We start from the raw sequence: 26,033 nt of genomic DNA on the forward strand, positions 1-26,033 counted from the left end.
TATGTTACTCTTTAATAATCTTTCATTTAAAAACCAGTTTTATCTAGCTTTTGCAAGTTTAATCTCTATCGTTATTTTTTCAGCTTTTTCATATAACATAGTAGCTTCTTACAACTCTAAGGTTGATTCTTTTATACAAGAAAGTGAGCTTCAAGCCAGTCTGATAGCAGATAGCTCAGTTGCTCCGTTGATGTTTATGGACAGAGATGGTTTAGAAGCGATACTTTCTAAACTTGATAGGTATGAGAGTATTTTACAAGTGAAAATATTTGAACTTGATGGCTCATTTTTTGGAGAGTACAATAAAAACATAAAAATACAAAAAGTAGATATTAAAAATCAAAATGATCAATATTTCTTAGATGGTACAAATAAAAGTAGTGCATTTGACTCCACCTCATTTATCATAAAGCAAAAAATAATGTTAAATGATGAAGAACATGGTCTTATGTATATGCAAAAATCAACAATAAGTTTAAATAGTTTTATTATGAATTCTATTATAAATACTATGATATTTTCTTTCTTTTTATTTTTGTTAATGTTATTGTTTATTTACGCAATTTCAAAAAAATTAATTACACCCTTAGTGACTTTATCCGAGAGATTAGGTGAAGTTTCTTTATCACAAGATTATAGCCAAAGACTAAAGTATGACTCAAAAAATGAGATAGGTAAACTTTATGATGCCTTTAATAATCTTTTTCATTCAATAGAGATACATCAAGATTCAAGAAATGAAGCTTTGGCACAAGCAAAAAATTATCAAGAGCATCTAGAGAGTTTAACTGCCCAACTTGAACATCGTGTGCAAGATAGAACACAAGAACTTCAAGACTCACTAGATACTCTAAAAAAAGCACAATGGCAACTTGTAGAATCAGAAAAAATGGCAGCACTCGGTTCACTTGTAAGTGGAGTGGCACATGAGGTAAATACACCTCTTGGAAATGCCGTAATAGGAAGCACAATTATAAAAAGAGAGAGTGAAAAACTACTTAAAAGCATGAAAGATGAAACTCTTAAAAAATCACAATTTGAAGAATCTTTGGAGTTTATAGATGAAACATCAAGACTTCTTTATAAGAGTATCAACACAGCAGCAAACCTCATTAAAAGTTTTAAAAGAATTTCTGTGGATCAAAGTATTGAGATAAAACGAGAATTTGATTTAGTCGAGTATATAGATGAAATCTTTAAAACATTTCACAATAAACTAAAACATATCCCTATTCATATAGAAGTTATAGCACCGAAAGAACTTTATATAAACTCCTATCCAGGGGATTTTGCTCAACTTTTAAATAATTTTATTCAAAACTCTATTTTTCATGCTTTTGACTCCAAAGAAAATGATGCAAAAATTACCATAGAAATAAGTTTAGAAAAAAACAATTCTCTTTTATTTATATACAGAGATAATGGTGCTGGTATGAGTGAAGAGATACGAGTTAAAGCCTTTGAGCCTTTTGTAACAACAAAAAGAAACTCTGGTGGCACGGGGTTGGGTTTAAACATAGCGTATAATATTGTAACTCAAAAGCTATACGGTATAATAAAACTAGAGTCAAAAAAAAATGAAGGTACTAGTTTTAAAATGAGCATACCTTTAGATGAAAAGGCTAGTAAATGATGAAAAAGGTCAAAATATAAGTAAAGAGTATAAAAATAATCTTGCAAAAATTTCATTATATAGTTGGTTTAAACTATGAGTATGATAAAACAGACCCTATACTTTTTGTAGATCAAACAGATGGAAGTATTCACCCTTGGAGCCCTTTTCAAACAAAACATCATACTGATAACTTAGCTTTTTACGCAGAGTTGGAGTATAGATTTAGTAAAAATTTAGTAGGAGTTGGTGGTTTTAGACTTGAGTATAATGATGATACTTACATAAAATTTTTATATTCTGAAGCTTACAGAAGCCCTACTTTTTTAGAAAAATACGCAGATGTGCCTACTGTTGTAGTTGGAGATGTGAATTTAAAAAGAGAAAAAATTCAAACACTGGAACTTGCAATAGACTCAAAAATAAACTCAAAAAATACTCTTCAACTTACTCTTTATATTTTGCGACTTAAAGATGAGATAACAAGACGAGCAGCAAGTGGTGGAGGTTCGGAGTATTATAACTCAAAAGGTTTACAAAACTATGGCGCAGAGTTAGCGATAAACTCTATACTAAATGCAAAAACAGAGCTGATGTTTAATACCTCTTTCGTAGATGGAACAAATAAACAAACAGATGAGCATCTAAACTTTATAGCTCATTATACTGCTAATGCTATGCTTACATATCATTTTTCTAAATTCTGGAGTGCAACTTTCTCTGAGCAGTTTGTAGGAGAAAAACATTATCATACAACTAGTGGTGAAGAAGGTAGTATAGGAAGCTACAATCTTGCAAATTTAAGTTTAAGTTATTTTAAAAAATATTTTTAATGCGCAGTACACTTATCCTGAGCCTGTAAGACAAAATATAAAAGAGGTCCCCGGTGGAGCGGGAGCAAGTGTTTACCTAACTCTTCGTTACTATTTTTAGTCTAAGTCTGCTATCTTTTGCTCATATTCGCTTGTGAGTTCATCTAGTTTAGTTTGTTCAACTTCAAGCTCTTCAAATAACTCTTCAACTTCGGTTTCTTCTGCTGAAACTTTTTTTGATAACTCCATCAAACTTGAACTATCTCCAGAGTTTGAAAGTTCTATGAGTTCATTATGATGAAGTTCTAAATCTTCTTCGATTTGCATGATTTTATCTTCTAGTTTTTGTACTTTTTTCTTAAGTGGTGATGTTTGTGTGTTTCTTTGTCTGACCAATTCTGCTTTAAGTTTTTTGTTCTCTTTTTGGTTTATTTTTGGAGCTTTTTTTATTTTTGATTGTTCTTGTTCCTCATTTTCCCAACCTATTTTTTGTAAAAAGTCTTCATATCCACCATCAAAATACTCAGCAGAATCTTTAGCAAAGATGATAAGTCTGTCACAAACTCTTTTTAACAACTCTTCAGAGTGAGTTACGATAACAACAGAACCTTTAAAGCTTTTTATTGCCAAAGTTAAAGCCTCGATGGACTCCATATCTAGATGATTTGTTGGCTCATCAAGAAAAAGTAGGTTTACATTTTTAGCTAAAATCTGACCTAGCATAACACGACTTTTTTCTCCACCTGAGAGAAGTGAGATTTTTTTCTTTGCACTATCTCCACTAAACATCATTGCACCACAGATGCTACGCACGCTTGCTTCACTTAGTTTAGGGTTACCTACATATATTTCATCTATAACTGTATTTTTATCACTTAGATGGGCTATGTTTGTTTGACCAAAGTGTGCGAATGATGTAGTTGTGTGGTAGTTTACTTCCCCCGTTGTTTGCTTTAACTCTTTGGCTATTGTATTTAAAAGAGTTGATTTTCCTTTTCCATTTTTACCAATTATCCCAAGACACTCGCCTTTTTCCAATGTAAAAGAGATATCTTTAAAAAGAATTTTATCAAGACTATAACCAAAGCTCAAATCTTTAACATCAAGTAAAACTTTGGCTGGAGTATCTTTAAAGTTAAAGTTAAACTCAAGAGAATTATCAAAGTTTAAATCTTCTAATAAATCCATCTTTTCTAATTGTTTTACCTTTGACTGAGCAAGAGCTGCTGTAGATGCACGAGCTTTGTTTTTAGCTATAAACTCTTGGAGTTCTTTTACTTTTTTATCTTGAGATATTTTTTGCTTTGTATGAAGCTCATCATTTGCTTGTAACTGCTCGTAAAACTTATGAGTGCTACCTTGAAGTAGTTTGACTGATTTACGCACTATGCCCATAGTATGAGTTGTTACATCGTCCATAAATTCTCTGTTGTGGGTTATGATGATAACTTCGCCCTCAAAAGCTCTTAAAAATGTTTTTAACCATCTAAGAGAAACAATATCAAGGTAGTTAGTAGGCTCATCTAAAAGTAAAAGATTTGGCTCGGTTACTAAAAGTTTGGCTAAATTTATGCGAATTTGATAACCACCAGAAAAAGAAAGAGGGTTCTTGTCTAAGTCATCTTGCACAAAACCTAAACCAAAAAGAATCTTTTCAACTCTGTAAACATCATATTGCATCTCTTCACCCAAGGCTAGAGAGGCTTCCTCTCTTAGTGTCGTTTGGCTAAAAGTTAGATGTTGTTTTAAAGTACCGATTTTGTAGTTTTTAGGGATGATAATATCACCAGCATCTGCTACTTCTTCGCCTAAAATGAGTTTAAATATTGTAGATTTCCCACTTCCGTTTCTTCCTACTAAACCGATGCGATTACCAGTATTTACTTTAAAGTTTAGCTTATAAAAAAGTTCTTGTTTTGCGTAATTTTTTGAGATATTATTTAGTTGAATCATAATTGTATTATGGCATAATGATTATATGAAAAGTTTTAATACTCAGTTTGAAAATGAAAAAGCTTTAAAAGAGTTTGTAGAATCAAACGATATTGTTAAGTATGAAAATATTTTGATTCAAGTATTTACTGGCATTATAGACGAGAAACATAGTTTAAAAATCTCTTCTTTATTAAAAAAATTACTTCCTCACTCTAGCATACTTGGAACGACAACAAGTGGCGAGATATATAAACATAAGATTTACAATAAAACCACACTTATCTCTATTAGTGTATTTGAGAAGACAGTAGTAAAATCAAAGTTTTATAAACTAGATGGAAACTTTAGAACGAGTGATATTAAAGATGATTTAATCACAGATAATACTAAAGCTTTAATCATATTTAGTGATGGACTAAAGAGTGATTCTGAGCGACTACTTAAAGAAATATCTCTTTTAAAACCTGATATTACCATAGCTGGTGGTAGAGCAGGAGATAACTTAGAGTTTAAAAAAACTTATGTATTTGATGGTGAGATTTATGGTGAAGATGCTTGTGTTATCGCAAGTTTAAACTCAGATGAGTTAATAGTAAATAGTGATTATCTATTAAACTGGACACCGATTGGAAGAGATATGATAGTTACCAAGGTTGAGGGTAATATTTTATATGAACTAGACCATACTCCTGTAATGGAAATATATAAAAAATATTTAGGTAAAGATATCATAAATGACTTCCCTTTTTCTTCTTTAGAGTTTCCACTTATTATAAAACGAGATAAGTTTTTAATAGCAAGAGGAGCTATTTCTTATACTCCAGAGCATGCTTTAGTTTTTGCAGGAAATTTTGAACAGGGAGATGTTGTTAGATTTAGCATAGGTAATATGGACGATGTTATAAATGATACGGCTAAATATTTTAGTTATTATAAAAAGATACCAGCTGAATCTATTTTTGTTTATTCATGCTCAGAAAGAAAACTTTTGATGGGAGATAAGCTTGAAGAGGAGATGAACATACTTGAATCTTTAGCCCCAACTGTTGGCTTTTTTACTTATGGAGAGTATTTTCATGATTCAAATATTGCAGAACTTTTAAATATAACAACGACTTTTTTAACACTTTCAGAAACAGCAAAAATTAAAAAAAGAACCCTAAATAGCTCTTCTACACAAAAATATGATGTTGTAAAAAAAGCATTAATACACCTTATTAGAGTTACTACAAAAGAGTTAGAACATACTTCTACTTATGACTTATTGACAGAAGTGCATAATAGAGCAGAATATATAAAGAGAATAGGTTTGAAATTAAAAAGTGCTTCAAGATATAAAGAAAGATTTGGCTTAATTCTTGTAGATATAGACTACTTCAAGCTTGTTAATGACAACTATGGACATGCGGTTGGTGATAGTGTCTTACAAAAATTTGCATCTATACTTTCAAAAAATGTTAGAGAAGATGATTTTGTAGCTAGATGGGGAGGAGAAGAATTTGTAATTATTGCTAATCATGTAAGTGTAAAAGATTTAGAAAGATTGACTAAAAAACTTCAAAAAGTTATAGCAAAAACATCTTTTGCTCCTGTACTTAAACTAACAGCTTCTTTTGGTCTTAGCATCTATATGGAAAATGATAGTGAAGAGACACTTTTTAAAAGAGTAGATAATGCTATGTACGCTGCTAAAAAAGATGGTAGAAATACTTATATGATAGGTTAAGAAAAAGTATAAATTAGTTCCACACTAAATTAACATTCTTTTTTGCTATAATGATTAAATAATAAGGAAAAGGAGGACTAAGATAATGCAAGTTTCAAGCCAAACAAATAATTTTGCAGCAATGAACGCTTATCAACAACCTGTTCAACAGATTGCACCAAAACCTGAGCCTACGCACAGTAACGAAGATATTTACAAAGCTAGTAATGGCAATTTGGTAGCAGGAAAAGATGGTGGAGTTGCACTCACACCACAAGGTGAGTTAAATGTTGCAAACAAACAAGAAGAAAAAGCTACACAAGCAAGCGATGAAGAGCAAGCTACAAAGGATGCACAAAGAGGCGTTGCAACTGATTATTTAGGTACGCAATCTAAAAAATCTCAAGTAGAAATTTACTTAGCAGTTACAAGCGATAGTAAAGTTTCTTTAGGCGAAAATGATACAGCAAGTATAATTGAAACACTTCGTGATGTTCAAAAACAAAACAATGCGGTTCAAGCTTATTCAACTTACCAAGAAAATCAAAAAGGTGGACATCCAGCTCTTTTTTAGGAGCTAGTTGTTACTTACTTCTTCCCGTAGTGCTTAAATAAATACTCTGTAATTATCTTCTCATCTCTGTCTGTTATGGGTGCTTTATAAACGGCTCTCATTTTAACAACAACCTTGTTCCAAAACTTTTTTGATTGATTACCTTGGTTTAGTATATATCCATAAGAGTGACACCACTGACAATTTCTCTGCATAGCTGTAAAGTTTTTATCTTTTGCCATAACAAAAGTAATGTTAGGTAGTTTTATATTTTTAGTATATTCTGCTGATAAACTCATAAAAGTTAATAATGTTAATAATAATATTTTCATTTGTATTTATACCACTTCAATAGTAGTGCTATCGATTCCGTTATATCTATATCCACCATGATTCCAAGCAATATCTTTAGAAAAAGGTTGAGCTTCTCCAAGATTATTAATAGCTTTTGCCATTAATGTGAGTTTTCCTTTATGTTTTACTCTAAAGGCAAAACTAAAGGCTCTAAAAGCGTGAAGAGATAGTTCTTTTTCAAGCCCGGCCTTATGCCAAGTCTTACCAGCATCTATGGATATTTGAACCTCTTTTATCCCGCTACCACTATCAAAAGCAACACCTTTTAGTTTAATATTAGAATTTATTTTAAAAGTATCTTCAGAGTTTGGATAAGCAATAATTGACTTAACATTCATCTTTTGGATTGCTTTAGTTTTGAGAACTAAAGCATCGGGGCTTTCACATTCGCACTCATTATCTGGGATACGGTAAGCTCTATCCATATAAAACATCTCTTTGTATTCTTTTGAGATAGTTATATTACTTAGCATCTTTACCCAACTATCTGCATAGTTTCCCGGTATGATAAGACGAACAGGGTAACCGTTCAAAAAAGGTAATTCTTCATCGTTCATTTCATAAGCAATAATGACATCGTCTTGGATTTCATCAAGTTTTAACTCTCTTACAAAGTTTGCAGTTTTGTGAAAAGCGGCTTTGTCATCACCATTTAAACCTACCCAACTTGCACCTTTAGAAGTTTTTGCATCTTTTAAAACATCATTTAATCTCACACCTTTAAATTTTGCACAACCCATAGCCCCACTTCCCCACTGAATGCCACCAGTTATTGGTGAAAATGCTGAACGAGAATTTCCTCCGCATTGTACAACAGCTGTAATTTCTACTTGTTCGTAGTTTTGTTTTAAATCTTTTATGGATAGATAAAGAGGATTCTCAACAAAACCATTTATGCTAATTCGATACATATCAATATCTTTATGTGTAGGAATTTTAGGCATATGCCATCTAACAAAAAACTCATCATTCGGAGTGATGGCTTTTGTAAAAAAATCAATAGGAGTTTCTAAGATAGGAGGTCTGTCAGAGTAAGTAATAAGTGGTTTTTTTTCAGGGAATGCAATTTTTGAAACTCTTTGAGAACTTCGAGGTTGAGATGTAAAACTAGCAAGGGCAGATGAGCCAAAAAGCAGGGAAGAAGCCACTACAGAGAGTTTTAAAAAGTTGCGTCTTTGCATATATATCCTTAAGAGTTTTTTAATGATTTTAGCATAATTTATAAGAAAAAGTTTTAATTCTTACAAAAAGAGTATAATACGAAAAAAAGGTTTTTAGATGGACATTTCATGCCCAATTGCATTTAGAGAAATAGATGGAACTATTGTTAGAATAGGAGCATTTTTTGTTTCAGTTGTAGTTATTATTTATCTATTTACATCTCAAATCTTTTTACTCATTTTTTTAACTGTTGATTTTGCTATTCGCATCTATGGACATAAACCATATAGTCCTATCTATCAACTCTCTCATCTTGTAAAACGGATATTTAGATTTAAAGCAAATATGACAGATGCTGGAGCAAAAAGATTAGCTGCTCAGTTTGGGCTTCTTTTTTCAGTAATGTTGGTTATAGAAGGTTTGCTTGATTTAACACTTCTTTTGCATATAACTGCTGCGGCACTATTGGCTTGTACTTTTTTAGAAGTTTTGTTTGGTTATTGTGTTGGTTGTAAGATTTACTTTATTATCAAAAAAATCTATCCAAACTTTATGAGTTGAAGTTTAGTTTTAATCCATCCATTTTCTAGGGTCATAACCATCACTTGGTCTAACAATCTCTTTTTTGATGAGTTTTTTAAGCATGGTAATAACAGGTTTGTCGTCAACAATACTAAGGGCATCTAAGCCTTCAACTTTACTAAACCCAAATTTTTCATAAAATCTTATAGCATCTGAGTCTTTAACAACACTAAGACTTATTTGCTCAAAACTAGCTGCCGCTTCTATGAAAAATTGTTCCATCATCGCAAAACCTATGCCTTTGTTTCTAAGCTCAGGTTTTACAGCGATTTGTAAAACAGGAGTATCAGCATCTATAAAAGCATTTGCTTTATCTTCTTTTTTTAGCAGTCTAATCCAAACTGCTCCCGCGATTGTATTGTTATCAAGTGCATATAAGCCCAAATCTTTACTTGATAAACCATAAAATTTATAGTAAATATCTAATTCAGAAAAATCTTGAACTGTTTTATTGAGAGTGTCGAGCCTCATTGCATAATGGAGTATATCTTTAGCGATTTTATTCTCAGAAGACCTAAGAAAGTAGAGGGTTGGTTTAGGCATATATGTCTAAAGTGCGTCCAGAATCAATAGTTGGTTCAACTTCTTTTGTTTGACTTACTTGAACAGTTTTAGAATCTGAGATTATAGAGGTTGTATTGCTTGAAAGTTCAGAATCATCTGTTGATGTTGAATCATTTTTCTGCGAACTAGGGTCTGGTCTTCCCATTTGAAACTGATTTGGTGAAGGTGATTGAAATGTATATTGAGTAACATTCATGACATCTCCTTTAATTCATCTTACTAAATTATAGCACAATTTTAGTTATTTTGTAGTTTTTCTAGCATCCAAGTCCACTCTCCAAAGCCACTATCAGCGTTTAGATGCCCAGCGTTCTTCACTAAATGCATCTCTATATTCAGTTCTTTTTGTAAAGATTTTGCCTCATCTAAACTCATATATGGGTCATTACTAGAGCAAACTAGAAGTGCTTGCTTAGCATTTAAGTTTTTTGGAACAGAGATAGGAAAAAAGCTCTCTATTTCATCTATTTTAGAGTTTAAACTAGGTGGAGCCACTAAAAAAAGCTTTTTTACACTCTGTATATTCTCTTCATTACAAAGATGAAACCACAAACTATTTGCTAAAGAGTGGCAAATTACTATATCTGGTTTAAAATCATCAAGTTCTTTGATTAACTCGTTTTTCCAATCATCTTTATTTGGAAAATCAAAGTTTGAGAACTTTAAAAAGCTAACCTTACCATAATCCTTAGCTAACTCCCCAGCAAGCCAACTTTGCCAATGAGGAAAATCACTTCCTCCCCAACCATGTAGAAGTAAAACTTTTTCTTTCATAATCAAACCAACTTTATTAAGTTTTTAAGAGTAAAGAGTTTTAAATTATCTCCCTTTAGTGCTTTAAGTTCGCTAGAGAAACCTTTTTTTGAGGATATAACAAATATATCAGCTTTTATTTTTGCTTTTTCGCATTTTTCTTGGAGTTTTGTAAGTTCACTTTTTTTGATTTTAGCATTTGAGTATCTACATGAACCGACTATGATTTTTCCAGATTTTGTTTTGGCATAGAGGTCTATCTCTACATCTTTATCCCAGTAACTTCCACTCTCAACAATTGGGTCATTTTTAAATTCAAGTTTTACTAACTCTAAAGATAGTTGCTCAAACATAAAACTTATAAAATCAGCTTGTTTATTTTCAAACCTTTTTTGAACTTCTTTATAATCTCCATCTTTTATGCCTTTAAAAATAGGCGATACAAAAGCAAACCAAAAACGCATAAATGGTGTGTTAAAAAGAAGTTTGTCTGAGATTTTATAGTCATCTGCCCAAGTTGTAAACTCTTTACGAGAAGCCTCTAGTCTTATAATCCCTATTTCGCAAAGTTCATTTACTGCTTTCATGCCAACTTCATGAGTAACACTTGCCTTTTTAAATGCAGAGTGAGTTCTTCCATCTCCAAGGGCAATACCGCTTAGTATTGAGTGGAAAAGAGGCATTCCTGTTGTCGTGTCACTTATATCATTACGAATATAAGTATAATCATTTAAAATGAGTTTTTTTATAAGTTCAAAAGTTGGAGTTTTGGTATCAATATCTCCCCACTCTTCTCCTCCAAAAACACTAAAGAGTTCTAATGCTCTATCAAGGTTATCAAGTTTGTTGTCTGTGTAAAAAGTGCTAAATTGTTTTGTTAAATTTGAAGTGTCTAAGCTGATGGTAAAGCCTTTAATAAATTTTCAGTATTATACATTAATAAAGTATTTATTACATAAGGATAGTTTTATGAAAGAGTTTGAATTTTTCACTAAGTTAGAAACAAAGAATCAGGAAGAACTTTTAGCATCATCAACTTTTATGAAAGTTCCAGCTGGAATGCAACTTTACTCTCAAGGAGATATTTGTTCTACGATTTTATTTTTAACAAAGGGGCGCGTTCGTGTAGTTCGTCAGCATGAAAATGGTCAAAGTGTTTTACTTTACTATTTTGAGCAGGGCGAGCAGTGTAATGTAAACTTTACAAGTACATACAATAGTGCTCCTGCGGTTGGAACTGCCATAGCTGAAACAGAGTTGGAAGGTTACGATATTCCCGTAGAACTTATAGCAAGACTCTTTGTAGAAGATAAAGAGTTTCAAAAATTTGTGTTTGACCAATATACTTCAAGGTTAGAAGCGATGGCAACGATGATAGAAGATATTCGTTTTTCATCTTTAGACACTCGCATACTTCACTGGTTACAATCTCAAGATGAAAATATAGTTCATATTTCTCATGAGGAATTGGGAGATATTATCGGAACTTCTCGTGAGGTAATAAGTAGAATATTAAAAGGCTTTGAGAACAATAATATAGTTAAGCTTTCACGATTACAAATAGAAATCTGCTAAATACTATACTTATGTAACATTGGTTACATAGGTGTTAGTTACTTTTATGTTACAATCATTTTAGATTAAATTTTAAAGGATTCAAATGAAAAAATTAAACTTAGTAGCATTACTTTTAGGTGCAGCTCTTTTTACAGGATTAGGCGCAGTTTCTCTAACTGCTGAGGGCATGAAATGTGGTGCTGGTAAATGTGGAAGTTCTATGAAAAAATCTGCTTCAAAATGTGGTGGTGACAAAAAAGCTTCTAAAAAAGCGATGAAATGTGGCGCAGGTAAATGTGGTGCTTCTATGGAAAAACCGCTTAAAGCGAATGGTAAAACTTGTACAAGTTGTAAAGGCGATAAAAAAGCGTCTAAATGTGGAGATGGAAAGAAAGCTTCTAAAAAAGCGATGAAATGTGGCTCTGGAAAGTGTGGCGGTAAAAAATAGTCTTTCTTTTTTATAGCAGAGATTATTCTCTGTTATAATTTCAACTTCATCCTATCCTCTGCAAAAAGTACTTTTCCTTTAAAAACTTTTTTTATAATATTTAGACTTTCATCTTCATTTTTTAAAGTTCTTTTCATTCGGTGAGTTAAAACTACTTTTTTTACATTTGCATCTTTAGCAACTTGGGCGATGATAGAAGGTTGCATATGCAAATCTTTTGCGAATCTTCCTGAATGTTGTGTTATGGCGTGATGAGCTATAAATATATCTGCATTTTTTGCTATCTTTTGCAGGTTTTTATCTTCGTTATTTGTATCTCCACTTATAAGGATACTTTTTTTATCCACTTCAATCCTAAGTGCAAGTGCAGGGACTATGCCATGATGTACCCTTATAAGTTTTAGAGTAAAGTCTTTGTATTTTTTTGTAATAATTTTATTTGCTTTTATCTCAAAAGGAATAATCTCAAATGAGTCACTTTGTGGTGCAATAATTTTTAAACTCTTTTCTCTAGAAGTAAAAAAAACAGCTTTTACAAATGTAGGTTTGTAAGTAGAAATAACAAGAGGATATATTTCATTTAAATTTCCAGTGAGTATTTACTCCGCTTGGAGAAACTGCAACATTACAATAGCTTTTTAAGTGATTTATGTTCATTATAAGTCTTTAAACTTATCGCGTATTTTTAAAAATATATCTAGGTTATCTAAAAAAAGTTTTACAAGTTTTGGATCAAAATGTTTACCACTTTCATCTTTAAAAAGTTCTAAGATTTTGTCTAATTCCCAAGCTTTTTTATAAACTCTATGTGAGCCAAGAGCATCAAATACATCCGCAATTGCTGTTATACGACCATATATATGTATATTTTCTTGTGAAGTTCCATTTGGATAACCACTTCCATCATATTTTTCATGATGTTCATTTGCTACTATGGCTGCTGCTTGGAGTATTGGTTTGTTCGAACTTTTAAGCATATCATAACCCATAGATGCATGTGTTTTCATGATTTGGAACTCGTCTTTAGTTAATTTTCTAGGAGCATTTAAGATAGCATCTGGGATTCCGACTTTACCGATATCATGCATAGGAGATGCCATTTCCAGTTTACTTGCTTCCTCGTAAGATAAACCATATAAAAGAGCTAGTTCTTTAGAGTAAAGTGCTACTCTTTTTACATGATTTCCTGTTTCTTTTGAGCGTGTTTCGCCAATTTCTCCCATGGCATAGATAACCTCTTTTTGAGTGTCTTCTATGGCATCATTTAACTCCATGATTTCGGTTACATCTGTTAGATAAGCTAAAACAAATTTTTCCCTTGAGATACCTTTTAAATCAATCTTATAAAATTTTTCTTCATATTTAAACATAGAATTTTCTAGAGTATTTTTACTAATGATTTTTTCATACTCTTTTATGCACATATCTGAGATAGAGTTAATATTTGGAAGTTCTTTTTTTGCCGTTTGATTTTGAAATACAATATTTCCGTTTATGTCAAATATAAAAACAGGAGATGGACGATGTTTTGGTAAAAGAGATAGATAATAGTTCTCAACACTAAATTTTTCGTTTATTTTAAATATATAGTAAATAAAACAAAACTTTTTAAAACCTGTGTAGTAAATAAGTAAGCTAAAAAGAGCTAAAAAAATAGAATTGTTAATAACACTAAAAAAAAGTATAAGAGTAGCTAAAATTATTCGTAGATAAGATTCAGTAGGTTTCATATTGCAACGGTGCTTTTCAAACATCATCAATCCCCTTGTACAAATATGCAAGTAGTATAACACAAACAAAATAGTAACTCTTATGTGATTAAGGTTACATACAGGCATACACTTATGTGTTAAAATACGGATACTAACAAATAAGGAGTTTATGATGAATTTTAAAAATTTATATTTAATGTTTAGTGATTTAACAAAACATCTTCAAGCACCAGCTTTACTTTTTGCAAGGATAGCAGTTGCTTATGGTTTTTACGAACCAGCGATGAACAAGTGGGCGGATATAGACTCAGTTGCCCAGTGGTTTGGTTCTATGGGGATTCCGATGCCTCTTTTAAATGCCTATATGGCGGCAAGTACGGAACTTTTAGGAGTCGTTTTACTGACTCTTGGATTTTTAACGCGTTTGATTTCTTTACCTTTAATAGTTATCATGATAGTAGCTATTGTAACTGTGCATCTACCAAATGGTTTTTCAGCAGGTGAGAATGGTTTTGAGATACCTTTATACTATATGCTATTTTTGTCGATATTTGTTTCTAGTGGAGCAGGTAAGTTCTCACTTGATAGAAAAATATTTGGCGATAAAAGCTAAAAAGGAGATATTATGTGTATGCCTCATGGTGGCGGAAGCCGAAGTAATGGTTATATCGAAATTAACAAAGTCAAAAAACATATACAAAAAGTTTCACAAGAGCAGTTTGAAAAAGGTGACCCTAATTTCATAGATGAGAGAAAAAATGAGTATGTACCTAAAAAGAAAAAAGCCTTTTTTTCTTTTTTTGAATGAGTCTTTTGGTATCGTAATTGCTATAATATTTAAACGGGTACAAGGATATTCCCAAAATTAAAGTAGTCAAGGATGATACAAAAAGGCTACATCATGAAAATAAAGTCACATGAGATTGCGATGCAATCACAACACTCCTTCTCAAGAATTGAGTTAGAAACTCAGTTTAGTTTTTCCACCTTTTTTACTCACGAACCAGTGACAAAAGAGCAAACAAAATTGCTGGGTGAAGATGGAATCAAACCTAATGATGGTTTTAATAGTTACTTTAGTGACACCACAAAAACTATCAACTCAATCATACAAAACCTCCTTCAGATGCTTCAAGACAAAAGTCAAAAAGAGCCCGAAGAAAATCAAGAAACTTTTGGTTATACACATTTTTCAATGATGCAACGATATGAAGAGCATGAGAGTTTGAACTTCTCTACATTAGGACATGTCAAAACAGATAAAGGGACAATTGATTTAAATCTAAACTTTTCTATGAGTAGAAGTTTTGCTATTGAAAATCGTATTGATATTTATAGTAGCTTTGACCCTCTTGTCATTAATCTTGATGGCGATATTCCATCTTTAAGTACAGACACTTTTTCCTTTGATTTAGACAATGATGGAAAGAGTGACCAAATCTCTCAACTAGCAAGCAGAAGTGGTTTTTTAGCTCTTGATAAAAATGGTGATGGCATTGTAAATCAAGGAAGTGAACTTTTTGGAACTATGACAGGTAATGGTTTTGGAGAACTAAGTGCTTATGATAGCGATGGTAACCATTGGATAGATGAAAATGACAGTATCTTTGATAAACTTCAAATCTGGCTAAAAAATGATGATGACAATGAAAAAGAGTTGGTTGGACTAGGAGAGATGGGTATAGGAGCTATCTTTTTGGGTTCAAGCAGTAGTGAGTTTACTTTTAAAACAGCGACCAATCAAACTCTAGGAGAGATGAAGAGTTGCGGCATCTTTTTAAATGAAGATGGCTCATGCGGAAATATCTCACAAATTGATTTTGCATCTAGAGAGATTCAAGAAGATAAAAATGCGGAGTTTAGATTAGCTGAGGCAAAGGCTGATAAATCTTATTCTCACCCATTAGCTGAACTTTTACAAGCTTAAACAAAAGAGGTGCTAAAAAAGCACTTCTTTTAATTTAAGTTTAGATTATAATAAATATTCTTATAATATATAGAAATCACTATTAGTGAGATAAAATGCAAAAGCATAGTATAAAGAATATTACACTTACCCAATTGTTAAAAGTATTTCTTGTATCCATACTTATTGTTGGGGCTGTTATTGGACTGAGCTATAGAAGTTTCTTTGAGTTCGTTATAAAAAAACAAATTGTCTCAGTATCAGAAATAGTTAAAGCTGGTCTAACCTCGCATATGAAAGCTGGTTTTATGGATGAACGAGCTTACTTCTTAAATGAGGTCTCTTCGATATATGAGATAAAATCTATAAAAATTATTCGTGCTGAGTCTGTAAATGAACAGTACGGAGAATCTACTTTAAATGAAAAAAAACTGACACCTTCCCTTAGAGAAATTTTAAAGAAAAAAGAAATTTTTATCTTATTTGATGATATGAACAGTACAATCGAAGCTGTTATTCCATACATTGCTAGTTCACAAGGAACTTTAAACTGTTTAGAGTGCCATAATGCAAAAGATGGAGAAGTTCTTGGTGCAGTTGACATTACTATGAATATCAACTCATATCAGGTTGCTGTTTTACAAAATAGTTATATGATAGGTGGCATATTGTTGTTTTTAGCAATTATAATAATGCTAAATATGTTCCATGTCATCGAAAGATATATTCGTAAACCGCTATCACATATTATTCAAGATGAAGAAAATGCTTATAAATTTCAAAGAACTATAGACAGTTCAAAATATGAAAGTAAAGAGTTTGAAGATGTTGTAGAAAATATCAACAAGTTTAACGACCATATATTAGAAAAAGAAGAAGAATTATTTAAAAAAAATATAGAACTACAAAATCTAAATGAAGAAATAGAGTTGACTCTAAAAGAAGTTATGTTAGCAGTAGGGCGCATTGAAGAATTTCGTTCAAAAGAAACTAGACTACATACAAAGCGTGTTTCACTTATAAGTGCACTTATTGCAAAAGAGTATGGTTTGAGTGAAGAAGAGGTAAGTCTTTTAGAGTTCGCATCTCCACTACATGATATTGGAAAAGTCGGAATAAGTGATTCTATTTTAAACAAACCTGGAAAACTTACTAGTGAAGAGTATGAGGTAATGAAAGAACATGCTACTTTAGGATATAAAATTTTAAATCATTCAGATCGTAAGATTTTACGAACAGCGGCAATAATCGCTTACGGGCATCATGAAAAATATGATGGCACAGGATATCCACAAGGTTTAGTAGGTGAAAATATATCTATATATGCCCGTATTGTTGCTATTGTAGATGTTTTTGATGCACTTCTTTCTCAGCGTGTATATAAAGAGAAATGGTTGTTAGAAGAAGTCATAAAAGTACTTCAAAAAGAGAGTGGTAAACATTTTGACCCAAAACTAGTGGATATTGTTATAGACAACAAAGATAAATACCAAAAGATAATCACAGAGTTATCATAAGTTCTTTAGGTTTGGCGGAGTGAAGTATTTTTCTTTGAACTCTTCTAGTTTTTGATTTTTGTCCATTTTAACAGCCCATTTTTTTAGTGACATTCTATCTTCTATATAGTCCATTTTTGGAACTGACTCACCGCAACTAGACTCAACAGCGTAGATGTGAAACTCAAAGAAGTTTCTAACAATACTCTCTTGCTCGCCAAACAGTTCTGAGTACTTAACGAATTTTTCGTTCTTTGCATCTATGAGGGTAGCTTTACAAAAGATTCTAGTTATGTTTGCTTTTCCCTCAAAGGCGTTAAAGACCAGAGTAAACTCGCCATCATTTTTAGCATCTGTATAGGTACGGTTTCCACTTCCTGGATAACTCATAAAAACTAATGTAGAGTTGTCCAAAACTCTGATGGAATCATAACCCTTAGGAGAAAGATTTACCTCTTTCCCAGATGAACTAGCAAGATAAAAAAGCTTCTGTGCTTTTATAAACTCAATGTCTGAATCTTTTAAGTTTTTGTATTGTGAACCCATTTTTTTGCCTTGTGTTTGGTTTATAAGATTATAGCGGAGAAGTGGTCTTTTAATTTTGAAGTTGGTTTCAAGGGCTATTCTTACTTGTGCTATAATATTTTAAAATATATTATATATGGATTATAAATATGGATAATAACTTTATAGAACTTTATGAAAGAGATGTTCAGTCAGATATTAATAACTTAAAAAGCAAGGTCAAAAGTGCTGAAAACAAGCATAATACTTTGAGCTATGGCTTGCTATTTATATTGATAGGAATGTTAGTTTTATCAAATCAATATAATTTACATAAAATGTTCTTTATTATGGCACTTTTTTCTTCTGCAATGATATATTATATTGGTTCAATTGCTTTTAGATATGAATACCATGAGATACTAAAAAGAACAATTTTTCCGAAAATATTATTAGCTATTAATAAAGATGCAGAATTTATAAAATATATAGAACTCAAATCAGATGCTCAAGAATCTAATTTCTTCAATTTATATAATTATATTGTTGCATCTATGACAATAATGAAAATTTGGGCTTTTAAATATAGAGTCGATAACAATACTGTTAAAATTGCTTCTACTTATTTAGATTATAGTTCATTAAAAGACCCTGTTTTACCATTTTCTTTACATCAAATGGATCATGGATTATTTATATCTATTGAAAATATACATTTATCTAATTTTCCTATTTATGTATATTCTAAAAAAGTAATACCTTCATTAAAGCAAATATCAAATGGACTAAAAAATGGCTTTACAACTAATACAGAATACAGTGATAAGCATGTTGTAGTATCTCAATTACTAAGTAATATGGAAGAAGAAAAAATATTAAAAATATTAAATTTAATTGAAGATGATATTTCTTTGACATTTGTAAATAACAATATATATATGTTTATGTCAAAGAAATTTTCTTGTTTTGACTCACAAAGCTATAAAGATGGAAAAATTCCAAGTTATTTTGATTATCAAGATATTGTAAAACTTCAAAATATAATAAATGATATTTACAATATTAAATGAGCATTATTACCTCTTCATCCCCCACTTAGCATAAATCTCAAAAAGTATAGGAATAATAACTAAACTTAAAACTGCAGAACTAACAACTCCACCTAACATCGGTGCGGCGATTCTTTGCATCACTTCACTTCCTACTCCGTTTGTGTACATGATAGGAAGTAGTCCTGCTAAGATTGCAAATACTGTCATTAGTTTTGGTCTTACTCTTTGAACTGCACCTTCGTATATCGCTGCATTTAACTCTGTAAGTCCAAACTTTTCTTTGTACTTTTCTTTTGCTTCATCCACCGCTTCTTGTAAGTAAACTATCATAACTATGGCGGTCTCCGCTGCAACTCCAAGAAGGGCTAAAAAACCTACTACCACTGCGATACTCATGTTAAAATTGAGTATATCAATATATAAAAGTCCACCTAAAAGAGCAAATGGTAGAGTGAAAAACACTATAAAAGTTGGTACTAACTCTTTTAGTGCAAAATATATTAATATCAAGATTACTATCAAAACAGTTGGAACTATCCAGATGATTTTTTGCATCGCTGAGTCCAAATACTCACTTTGTCCTGCCCAGTCTATATAGTACCCAGCAGGTAGTTTTATGGATTCAAGTAACTTTTTTGCACCTTCTTTATACTCAGTTGCACTGATACCAACATTTGGAGTTATATATATAAAGGTTACCGGAGATGCCATCTCGCTTTTTATGACAGATGCACTTTCCCTGTAAGTTACTTTTGCAAAGTTACCAAGTGGTACAAAACCAAGAGGAGTCTTTATCTGTAAATCTTTTATAGACTCTATGCTTCTTCTCTCATCTTCTTCAAATCTCAACGCGATTGGGTATCTCTCGATGCCTTTGTACATAGTAGATATTTTCATTCCACCAACACCAGATGCTACATAATCAAGTAGATAATCTTTTGTTATAGAGTATCTTGCTAACTCTTTTTCATCGATATTTATATCGAGATAATATCCAGCACTTGCTTGGTCAGCAAATACTGAAAGAGTTTTATCGTAAGTTCTAAGTTTGCTCTCTATCTCTAAAGCATATTTTTGTAAGCCTTGTGCATCTTGACCGTAAAGTTTAATACCAAGAGGTGTACGGATTCCGCTTAAAAGCATATCGATACGACCACGAATCGGATAAGTCCAAGAGTTTATAAGACCTGGAACTTGAAGAGCATCTTCGAGTTCATTCATCAGCTTCTCATGTGTCATACCCTCTCTCCATTCACTTTTTGGTTTGAAGGTAATGATAGTTTCAATCATGCCAAGTGGAGCAGGGTCAGTTGCAGAATTTGCTCGACCGCCTTTACCAAAAACGATATCTACTTCAGGAAAAGATTTTATGATAGCATCCGTTTTTTGAGTAAGTATCTTACTTTGATCAACACTAATCCCATAAGGAGTAACAGGCATATACATCACAGTTTGCTCATTAAGTGGAGGCATAAACTCCCATTTTAAACCTTTGTAAAGTGGATACATATAACCAAGGGATAGAACAACAGCTACAATAACTATATATTTTAGTTTCAGTCCATAAACTATAACAGGGTGATAAAGCCAGATAAAAAATCGATTTAATGGGTTTTTGTTCTCATCTAAAATCTTACCTTTTACAAAAAATAGCATTAAAACAGGAACTAAGGTTATAGACAAAATTGCTCCAGCTGTCATAGCAAAGGTTTTTGTAAAGGCAAGTGGAGTAAAGAGAAGTCCCTCTTGTCCTGAAAGTGCAAAGATAGGTAAAAATGAAACTACAACAAGAGAAAGAGCAAAAAATATAGGACGACCTACAACTTTTGATGAACTTGATATGGCGTCAAATCTTTCTTGTTTTGTTAATGAACTACCTTTCTTTTTTTCAAGTTTTACTATGGTTTTATGAGCATTTTCTATCATAACTATAGTGGCATCTACCATCGCACCAATGGCAATAGCAATTCCCCCAAGACTCATGATATTTGAGTCAATTCCAAATAGTTTCATAAGTAAAAAAGTTGTTCCTATTGTTAGAGGTAAAACTATAAGAACTATAATGGAAGAGCGTAGATGCATCAAAAATAGAGCAATGATGATGATAACAATAACACTCTCTTCAATAAGAGTAAACTTAAGTGTATCTACTGCTTTTTCTATCAAGTCAGAACGGTTGTAAGTCTCAACAACTTCAACTCCATCTACTTTTAACTCTTTCATCTTCTTTTCTATGCGTTTTATGGTTGAGTAAACATCTTCGCCATAACGAACCATGACTATACCGCCAACTACTTCACCTTGACCATTTAAATCAGCCATACCTCGACGGGGAGCAGGAACTAACTCAACTCTACCAATATCGCCAATAGTTACAGGAGTACCTGCTTTTGTAGTTACAACTAAAGAACGAATATCATCTAAGTCTTTTAAGTAACCTTTTGCTTGAACCATCCATTCGTAACCGTTTTGTATAACGATTCGCCCACCTGTATCGTTGTTGTTTTCTTTTAGAGTTTTTGCTATATCTTTAATGCTTAGGTTATATCTTACAAGGGTGTCATTTTTAACACTAACTTCGTAAGTTGGAATAAAACCACCGATGGAAGCGACTTCACTAACTCCATCAACTCCTAGTAGAGCGTATTTGTAGTAGTAATCTTGTAGAGTTCTAAGTTCACTTAGATTTTTAGTTTTTGAAACAAGGGCATACTCATAAACCCAACCAACACCACTAGCATCTGGACCTAAGCTGACTTCCATAGAAGATGGAAGCTGCGATTGTATAGATGCTAACTGCTCTAGGACTCTTGTTCTTGCCCAGTAAAGGTCAGTCCCTTCTTTAAATATGATGTATATAAGAGCATTTTCATAAGTTGAAAAACCTCTTACCGTTTCTATGTTTGCTATCGCTAAAAACTGAGAAACTAAAGGGTATGTTCCTTGGTCTTCTATAATTTCAGGAGATTGCCCTGCCCAATTTAGCTGAACTATTACCTGAGGAGGAGATAGGTCAGGAATAGCATCTAGAGGTGTATTTTTTATAGCCCAAAAAGAGCCAAAAGTTATAAACAGCGCTGCCATTAAAATAAGAAATTTGTTTTTTATGCTAAAGCTTATTATATTTTCAATCATTATTTAGCCTATTTGTTTAATAGTTAGATTGTATCAATAGTTTGTGAGAGGTTTGTGAGGTTTGAGTATTTTAGATCTATGTGAGTAAGCTTATGCTTTTCTTGTGAACTTCCCAGCTATTGCTTGTTCTTTATTCTTAAATATAGCCATTGCTGTATTCATTCTATCAAATCCTAGTTTAGAATAAAATTCTTCTTTCCCTGGATTTGAATATAAGATTATTTTATTATGTCCTTTGGAAAATTCAATAAGTTTGTTAACAATATCTTTTCCAATACCTTTGCCTTGATAATCAGGGTGTATAGAAACATCACAAATATATGAACAATCAACTCCATCTGCTAAAGCTCTACCTACACCAATAAGAGTTTTGTCTGCATAAACAAAACATTTAAACATACTGTTTGAAAATGCAATTTTTAAATCATTTGGTTTTTTATTTCCAAGTGGTGCTATCTTATATAAGTTTGATAATTCACTCCAATTGACATTGTCATTTTGATATATCCATTTTAAATTCAATTGTTTATTCCCTTTTGATTTTCGAATAGGTCATCCTAATGGCTGTTAAAACTACTTCTTTATAACTTTTAAAATGATAGCTTAAAGCGCTTTAAAAGCCTATGGGTGATTTATTTGTCTTCTCTAACTTGTTATGTAATTATGTTGCTATTGCTTAAGAAACTTCATGCTTGTGGCATTTATTGTAAGTTTATAAGTTTTTATTTCATTTTGAAGTGCTTTATTATAGATTAATGCTTCTTTTGTATATTTGTTGACTTTAATAATGATAATTACAGTATCGATTAATTCCGTATATTCCCATTTATAATCAATTATTTCACCTAATAAATTTAATTTATATAATTTATTTAGAGGACTATCATCTAGTTGTGAACTCGTTATGTAGTAATTAAGCTGACAAACCCCATGTGATTCAGGAAAACAGTTGTTTTGTTTATCGCTGGGTAGTGAATAAATTTTTATCCATAAGTTTTTTTCAAAATTAGTTGAGATAGTATTTAAGTCGTGTTTGTCTCCAACTGCCAAAATATCAACAAAAGGTATATCGATATTTTTTGTTTCTAATTGTTTTGCACATGATATATTTAAAAATAAAAATAGTAATAATAAAATATTTTTCATATTTTCCCTTCTTCCTGGGTAGGATTCAAAGTTTATTTGTATAGCATTAGTGATTACAGTTACTTTAGAATCTTGTTTGTAATGAACTGACATTCTCAAGCCATTTATTCTTGAAATATCTACGGCTTTACCTTTTCCTTGCATATGTCTACTTGGATATTTATGAGAATCATGTGCCGATGAAATATAAATTGATTCTAATATGTGATTACCTATACTGGAAGTAATACATCGTTTCAATGCTGTAATTAAAGCTTTATCAACATTCAGGTTTGCTGTTGGTGGAGAGACTACTTAAACACCTTTTCATTTTTTAGCATTGTATTTTATTTTTTATTAAAATAATATAAATTGAATGATATTTTCAATTTATTCCATGCTCTAAGTACTATATAACGGTTGAGTACAAAAATATAATGTTTTTTTCTAACGAATTACTAGACACATCACTTAATATAATCCATTTACTTGAGCATCACTATCCATCATAAACAGAGCGTTGTTTACAACTTCATCACCTGCATTTAACTCACTTTTAACTATGTAAGTATTTGGATTTAAGACTTCTACCTGTATCTCTAAAGGTTCGTACTCTCCTTCATATTCACCAACTATAAAGACATAAAACTTGCCATTTTTTCTTATAACGGCAGTTGATGGAAGGGTTAAGTAGTTCTTTGAACTTTCTCTCATAATCGCTGTTATGTACATACCTGGTTTTAGTAGGTTTTGTTTATTATCGAGTAAAAGTCTGAGAGTGAAACTTTCTTCTTTTGGGTCAAGTTCAGGATAAACACCTGCTTTTGTCGCTTTAAATGTTTGTTTTAGAGCAGGAGTTGATAAGGTGAAATCATCTATATTTTTAACTAATGAGAGTTGGTTTTGATGTATTTTTAATTCAACCCAAATTTTATCTAGATTTACAATTTTAAAGAGAACTTCTTTAGCATTAAAAGCAGAATTATTGTTTATAGATTTTTTAAATATATAACCATTTGCAGGAGATATTATAGTTGTAAAAGAAGAAGTTTTTTTATTATTTGTAATTTGATTTATCTCATTTTTAGATACATTTAAAAGTGAAAGTTTTACAACTGCACTTTTAAGCATAGTTTTATTTGGTCTAGACTTTGTGTAGTTTATAGTATTTAAGTAATCATCTTTAGCTTTTAGAACTTCAGGTGAGTAAACAAGTGCTAGTTTTTCACCTTTTTCCACTTTTTTATATGTAGTGTTTGCGTATAATTTTTCCACGAAACCACCAAATCTAGGAGTGACATTGTAAACTCTAGCTTCATCAACTTTTACAAAACCAAAACTTTTTATGCTTTTAGCATCTGAGATTAGTTTCACCTTTGTTGTTTGAACATTAAAAAGTTGTTCTACTGTTTTTTCTTTTGCATTTGCTTGTATTAAAAACATGCAGATAATTAGTAAGTATTTCATTTCATTTCTCCCACAAGAGCATCTAGGGATGCAGTTGCTTTATGAAAAGCTGCAACGGCTTGGATGCTTTGTTCATCTAGTTGTAATTTTTTTGCTAAAAGGTCTATATATATAAAAAGTTCCGAACCACTTTTTATAGCAGTATTTGTTAAATCAAACATATGTTTTATCTGAGGTAAACTCTCTTTTTCTATGATGTTATAAACTCTAAATGAGTCTTGAAGTTCGGCATAATATTTACCTATTTGTGAATGAAGTGAGTTTTTAAAGTCCATTGCTTCACTCTTTGAAGCAAGAGATATTTTTCTTGATAATTCTTCTTTTGAGTTCTGAGTTCCATAGATTGGCAAAGAAAAGCCAACATTGATATTCATATAGTCTTCATATGCTTCACGATGATAGTATCCCACTTGAACAAAGGGGTCAACATTACCAGCTAACTCTTTGATTTTTACATCAGCATCTGCCTCTTTAACCTTTGCTTCTTTAACCTTGTAAGCACTACTTTGTTTACTCGCATCTAAATAGTGAGTTAATTTTTTTGGAGTGTTTACTTTCATTGGCATCTCTATGCTTTGTACATTCATAGCACTTAGATAACTGATATTTTTATACAAACCAACTTCTAAACTTTGAAGTTTACTTTTTTTTATTTTAAGTTGAGAAAGTGAAAGTTCAGCTGACATTATTCCCATATGAGCTTTTGTATCACTTGTGCTATAAGAGGTATATAACTCAATGTTTTGATTTGTGAGTTTTATATAATCGTCTGTGATTTTTAGTTGCTCTTGGACTTGCCAAATATTATATGCTGTAAGTTTTATAGATTTTACAAGAGTGACTTTTGCCTCTTCTAAGCTAAAGGTTAATCTCTCTTTTTTAGCTTGTGCTTTTTTTGAAGATGCATCTCTTTTACCAAAATATGGAATCTTTTGTTTAAAGTTTATTGCAGAGTATTGCATTCGCTCTAGTGAGCGATTTGTTGGGTCATTAAACTGAATATCGCTTATACTAAGAGAGAGTTCAGGGTCTGCGAAATTTCTTGTTATTTGTATCTCATTATCAATTGCACTTAGTCTTTTTTCAATGGCTTCTAAAGAAGTATGAGTGTTAGTAGCATTGTGTATAAGTGAAGATAGAGAAGCCGCACTTAAAAAAAAAGGAAATAGTAGTAAGATATAGGCTCTCATGGTTAAATCCTTAGATGTTTATAGAAGTTTTTGCTCTGATTTTTTTGCCAGTTTTTGGAGTAATAAAAATATGTACTTGCCAAGTTCCACTCATAGCAAGGTTTACATCTGCTGTATATTTGCCATTACCCATATTTTTAGCGTCTGCTACACTTTCCATATATGGCATACCTGGCATCGCTGGCATAAAGACTTTAATACTAACACTTGAACCCGCAAATTTTTCTCCTGCAACACTAATGTTTATAGTATTGTTCCCAGTAGTTAAAGGTTTCTGTGAACTTATTACAACTTTTGTTGCTCTTGTTTTTGCCTGTTTCTCAAATGCCGCAGCTTGAAGAAGAGAAACTCCTAAAATCGCAATGATAAATATTTTTGCTATTGTTTTCATTTTTAAATCCTTTGTTTGA

Annotated in this window: 28 protein-coding genes; 12 read left to right on the plus strand and 16 right to left on the minus strand. The window is 31.7% G+C overall.

Going from position 1 to position 26,033, the window contains the following annotated elements:
* Nucleotide 1: 1 nt before the first annotated feature.
* Together MOV50_RS07110 and MOV50_RS07115 are read left to right on the plus strand one after the other, a co-directional pair.
* Nucleotides 2-1,633, plus strand: coding sequence for an ATP-binding protein (locus MOV50_RS07110; RefSeq protein WP_321777220.1), 1,632 nt, complete (start codon nt 2-4; stop codon nt 1,631-1,633).
* A 41-nt stretch (nt 1,634-1,674) separates the two neighbouring features.
* Complete coding sequence (locus MOV50_RS07115) at nt 1,675-2,445, plus strand: TonB-dependent receptor plug domain-containing protein (RefSeq protein WP_321777221.1); 771 nt, start codon at nt 1,675-1,677, stop codon at nt 2,443-2,445.
* A gap of 96 nt (nt 2,446-2,541) precedes the next feature.
* Here the strand turns inward: MOV50_RS07115 and MOV50_RS07120 are convergent, their stop codons facing one another.
* Nucleotides 2,542-4,377, minus strand: a complete 1,836-nt coding sequence (locus tag MOV50_RS07120) for an ABC-F family ATP-binding cassette domain-containing protein (protein WP_321777222.1) — start codon at nt 4,375-4,377, stop codon at nt 2,542-2,544.
* Between the two features lie 25 nt (nt 4,378-4,402).
* Here MOV50_RS07120 and MOV50_RS07125 point away from each other — a divergent pair, with 25 nt between their 5' ends.
* The gene (locus MOV50_RS07125; RefSeq protein WP_321777223.1) at nt 4,403-6,085 is read left to right on the plus strand and encodes a diguanylate cyclase; all 1,683 of its coding nucleotides are present in this window, start codon (nt 4,403-4,405) and stop codon (nt 6,083-6,085) included.
* Between the two features lie 85 nt (nt 6,086-6,170).
* Nucleotides 6,171-6,638: a hypothetical protein gene (locus tag MOV50_RS07130; RefSeq protein ID WP_321777224.1), complete on the plus strand. Its 468-nt coding sequence runs from the start codon at nt 6,171-6,173 to the stop codon at nt 6,636-6,638.
* Between the two features lie 14 nt (nt 6,639-6,652).
* Here MOV50_RS07130 and MOV50_RS07135 read toward each other — a convergent pair whose 3' ends face one another.
* Nucleotides 6,653-6,949, minus strand: coding sequence for a sulfite:cytochrome C oxidoreductase subunit B (locus tag MOV50_RS07135; protein ID WP_321777225.1), 297 nt, complete (start codon nt 6,947-6,949; stop codon nt 6,653-6,655).
* Nucleotides 6,950-6,955: 6 nt separating this feature from the next.
* Nucleotides 6,956-8,152 (minus strand): molybdopterin-dependent oxidoreductase, encoded by a 1,197-nt coding sequence (locus MOV50_RS07140; protein WP_321777226.1) that lies wholly within the window; start codon nt 8,150-8,152, stop codon nt 6,956-6,958.
* A gap of 97 nt (nt 8,153-8,249) precedes the next feature.
* Between MOV50_RS07140 and MOV50_RS07145 the strand changes: the two genes are divergently transcribed.
* Nucleotides 8,250-8,693: a DUF4395 domain-containing protein gene (locus MOV50_RS07145; protein WP_321777227.1), complete on the plus strand. Its 444-nt coding sequence runs from the start codon at nt 8,250-8,252 to the stop codon at nt 8,691-8,693.
* Between the two features lie 9 nt (nt 8,694-8,702).
* On the opposite strand, the gene MOV50_RS07150 is transcribed toward MOV50_RS07145, so the two are convergent.
* From MOV50_RS07150 to MOV50_RS07165, 4 genes are read right to left on the minus strand one after another with little or no spacing between them, the layout of a single operon-like run.
* Entirely contained in the window at nt 8,703-9,257 is a 555-nt protein-coding gene (locus MOV50_RS07150; protein ID WP_321777228.1) for a GNAT family N-acetyltransferase, read from the minus strand.
* Entirely contained in the window at nt 9,250-9,474 is a 225-nt protein-coding gene (locus MOV50_RS07155) for a hypothetical protein (RefSeq protein ID WP_321777229.1), read from the minus strand. Before MOV50_RS07155 ends, MOV50_RS07150 begins: the two co-directional genes overlap by 8 nt.
* A 41-nt stretch (nt 9,475-9,515) precedes the next feature.
* Nucleotides 9,516-10,052 (minus strand): RBBP9/YdeN family alpha/beta hydrolase, encoded by a 537-nt coding sequence (locus tag MOV50_RS07160; RefSeq protein ID WP_321777230.1) that lies wholly within the window; start codon nt 10,050-10,052, stop codon nt 9,516-9,518.
* A 2-nt stretch (nt 10,053-10,054) separates the two neighbouring features.
* Nucleotides 10,055-10,714 carry a DUF234 domain-containing protein gene (locus MOV50_RS07165; protein WP_321777231.1) on the minus strand — a complete coding sequence of 220 codons (660 nt, stop codon included), beginning with the start codon at nt 10,712-10,714 and terminating at the stop codon, nt 10,055-10,057.
* 286 nt (nt 10,715-11,000) lie between these two features.
* Between MOV50_RS07165 and MOV50_RS07170 the strand changes: the two genes are divergently transcribed.
* Together MOV50_RS07170 and MOV50_RS07175 are read left to right on the plus strand one after the other, a co-directional pair.
* Nucleotides 11,001-11,606 carry a Crp/Fnr family transcriptional regulator gene (locus MOV50_RS07170; RefSeq protein ID WP_321777232.1) on the plus strand — a complete coding sequence of 202 codons (606 nt, stop codon included), beginning with the start codon at nt 11,001-11,003 and terminating at the stop codon, nt 11,604-11,606.
* 85 nt (nt 11,607-11,691) lie between these two features.
* On the plus strand, nt 11,692-12,036 hold the full coding sequence (locus MOV50_RS07175) for a hypothetical protein (protein ID WP_321777233.1): 345 nt from the start codon (nt 11,692-11,694) through the stop codon (nt 12,034-12,036).
* Nucleotides 12,037-12,068: 32 nt separating this feature from the next.
* Here the strand turns inward: MOV50_RS07175 and MOV50_RS07180 are convergent, their stop codons facing one another.
* Both MOV50_RS07180 and MOV50_RS13490 read right to left on the minus strand, forming a co-directional pair.
* On the minus strand, nt 12,069-12,635 hold the full coding sequence (locus MOV50_RS07180) for an MBL fold metallo-hydrolase (RefSeq protein ID WP_321779647.1): 567 nt from the start codon (nt 12,633-12,635) through the stop codon (nt 12,069-12,071).
* Between the two features lie 57 nt (nt 12,636-12,692).
* The gene (locus MOV50_RS13490; protein ID WP_415846369.1) at nt 12,693-13,790 is read right to left on the minus strand and encodes an HD domain-containing phosphohydrolase; all 1,098 of its coding nucleotides are present in this window, start codon (nt 13,788-13,790) and stop codon (nt 12,693-12,695) included.
* A gap of 130 nt (nt 13,791-13,920) precedes the next feature.
* Here MOV50_RS13490 and MOV50_RS07195 point away from each other — a divergent pair, with 130 nt between their 5' ends.
* From MOV50_RS07195 to MOV50_RS07210, 4 genes are all read left to right on the plus strand, one after another.
* Nucleotides 13,921-14,361 carry a DoxX family protein gene (locus MOV50_RS07195; RefSeq protein WP_321777234.1) on the plus strand — a complete coding sequence of 147 codons (441 nt, stop codon included), beginning with the start codon at nt 13,921-13,923 and terminating at the stop codon, nt 14,359-14,361.
* 12 nt (nt 14,362-14,373) lie between these two features.
* Nucleotides 14,374-14,556: a hypothetical protein gene (locus MOV50_RS07200; RefSeq protein ID WP_321777235.1), complete on the plus strand. Its 183-nt coding sequence runs from the start codon at nt 14,374-14,376 to the stop codon at nt 14,554-14,556.
* Between the two features lie 93 nt (nt 14,557-14,649).
* Nucleotides 14,650-15,675 carry a hypothetical protein gene (locus MOV50_RS07205; RefSeq protein ID WP_321777236.1) on the plus strand — a complete coding sequence of 342 codons (1,026 nt, stop codon included), beginning with the start codon at nt 14,650-14,652 and terminating at the stop codon, nt 15,673-15,675.
* 134 nt (nt 15,676-15,809) lie between these two features.
* Nucleotides 15,810-17,171 carry an HD-GYP domain-containing protein gene (locus tag MOV50_RS07210; protein ID WP_321777237.1) on the plus strand — a complete coding sequence of 454 codons (1,362 nt, stop codon included), beginning with the start codon at nt 15,810-15,812 and terminating at the stop codon, nt 17,169-17,171.
* Here the strand turns inward: MOV50_RS07210 and MOV50_RS07215 are convergent.
* The gene (locus tag MOV50_RS07215) at nt 17,166-17,696 is read right to left on the minus strand and encodes a hypothetical protein (RefSeq protein WP_321777238.1); all 531 of its coding nucleotides are present in this window, start codon (nt 17,694-17,696) and stop codon (nt 17,166-17,168) included. The genes MOV50_RS07210 and MOV50_RS07215 overlap by 6 nt on opposite strands.
* Before the next feature lie 128 nt (nt 17,697-17,824).
* Here MOV50_RS07215 and MOV50_RS07220 point away from each other — a divergent pair, with 128 nt between their 5' ends.
* Entirely contained in the window at nt 17,825-18,724 is a 900-nt protein-coding gene (locus MOV50_RS07220) for a hypothetical protein (protein ID WP_321777239.1), read from the plus strand.
* Nucleotides 18,725-18,730: 6 nt separating this feature from the next.
* Here the strand turns inward: MOV50_RS07220 and MOV50_RS07225 are convergent, their stop codons facing one another.
* From MOV50_RS07225 to MOV50_RS07250, 6 genes are all read right to left on the minus strand, one after another.
* A complete protein-coding gene (locus tag MOV50_RS07225) occupies nt 18,731-21,841 on the minus strand; it encodes a CusA/CzcA family heavy metal efflux RND transporter (protein ID WP_321777240.1) in 3,111 nt (1,036 codons plus the stop codon).
* A 90-nt stretch (nt 21,842-21,931) separates the two neighbouring features.
* The gene (locus MOV50_RS07230) at nt 21,932-22,363 is read right to left on the minus strand and encodes a GNAT family N-acetyltransferase (protein ID WP_321777241.1); all 432 of its coding nucleotides are present in this window, start codon (nt 22,361-22,363) and stop codon (nt 21,932-21,934) included.
* Between the two features lie 147 nt (nt 22,364-22,510).
* On the minus strand, nt 22,511-23,131 hold the full coding sequence (locus MOV50_RS07235; protein ID WP_321777242.1) for a hypothetical protein: 621 nt from the start codon (nt 23,129-23,131) through the stop codon (nt 22,511-22,513).
* Between the two features lie 306 nt (nt 23,132-23,437).
* Complete coding sequence (locus MOV50_RS07240; RefSeq protein ID WP_321777243.1) at nt 23,438-24,433, minus strand: efflux RND transporter periplasmic adaptor subunit; 996 nt, start codon at nt 24,431-24,433, stop codon at nt 23,438-23,440.
* Nucleotides 24,430-25,623: a TolC family protein gene (locus MOV50_RS07245; RefSeq protein WP_321777244.1), complete on the minus strand. Its 1,194-nt coding sequence runs from the start codon at nt 25,621-25,623 to the stop codon at nt 24,430-24,432. The genes MOV50_RS07240 and MOV50_RS07245 overlap by 4 nt, the downstream gene beginning before the upstream one ends.
* 10 nt (nt 25,624-25,633) lie before the next feature.
* Nucleotides 25,634-26,014 carry a FixH family protein gene (locus MOV50_RS07250; RefSeq protein WP_321777245.1) on the minus strand — a complete coding sequence of 127 codons (381 nt, stop codon included), beginning with the start codon at nt 26,012-26,014 and terminating at the stop codon, nt 25,634-25,636.
* Between the last annotated feature and the right edge of the window lie 19 nt (nt 26,015-26,033).

The organism is Sulfurimonas sp. (assembly GCF_029027585.1).
Lineage (GTDB): Bacteria > Campylobacterota > Campylobacteria > Campylobacterales > Sulfurimonadaceae > Sulfurimonas.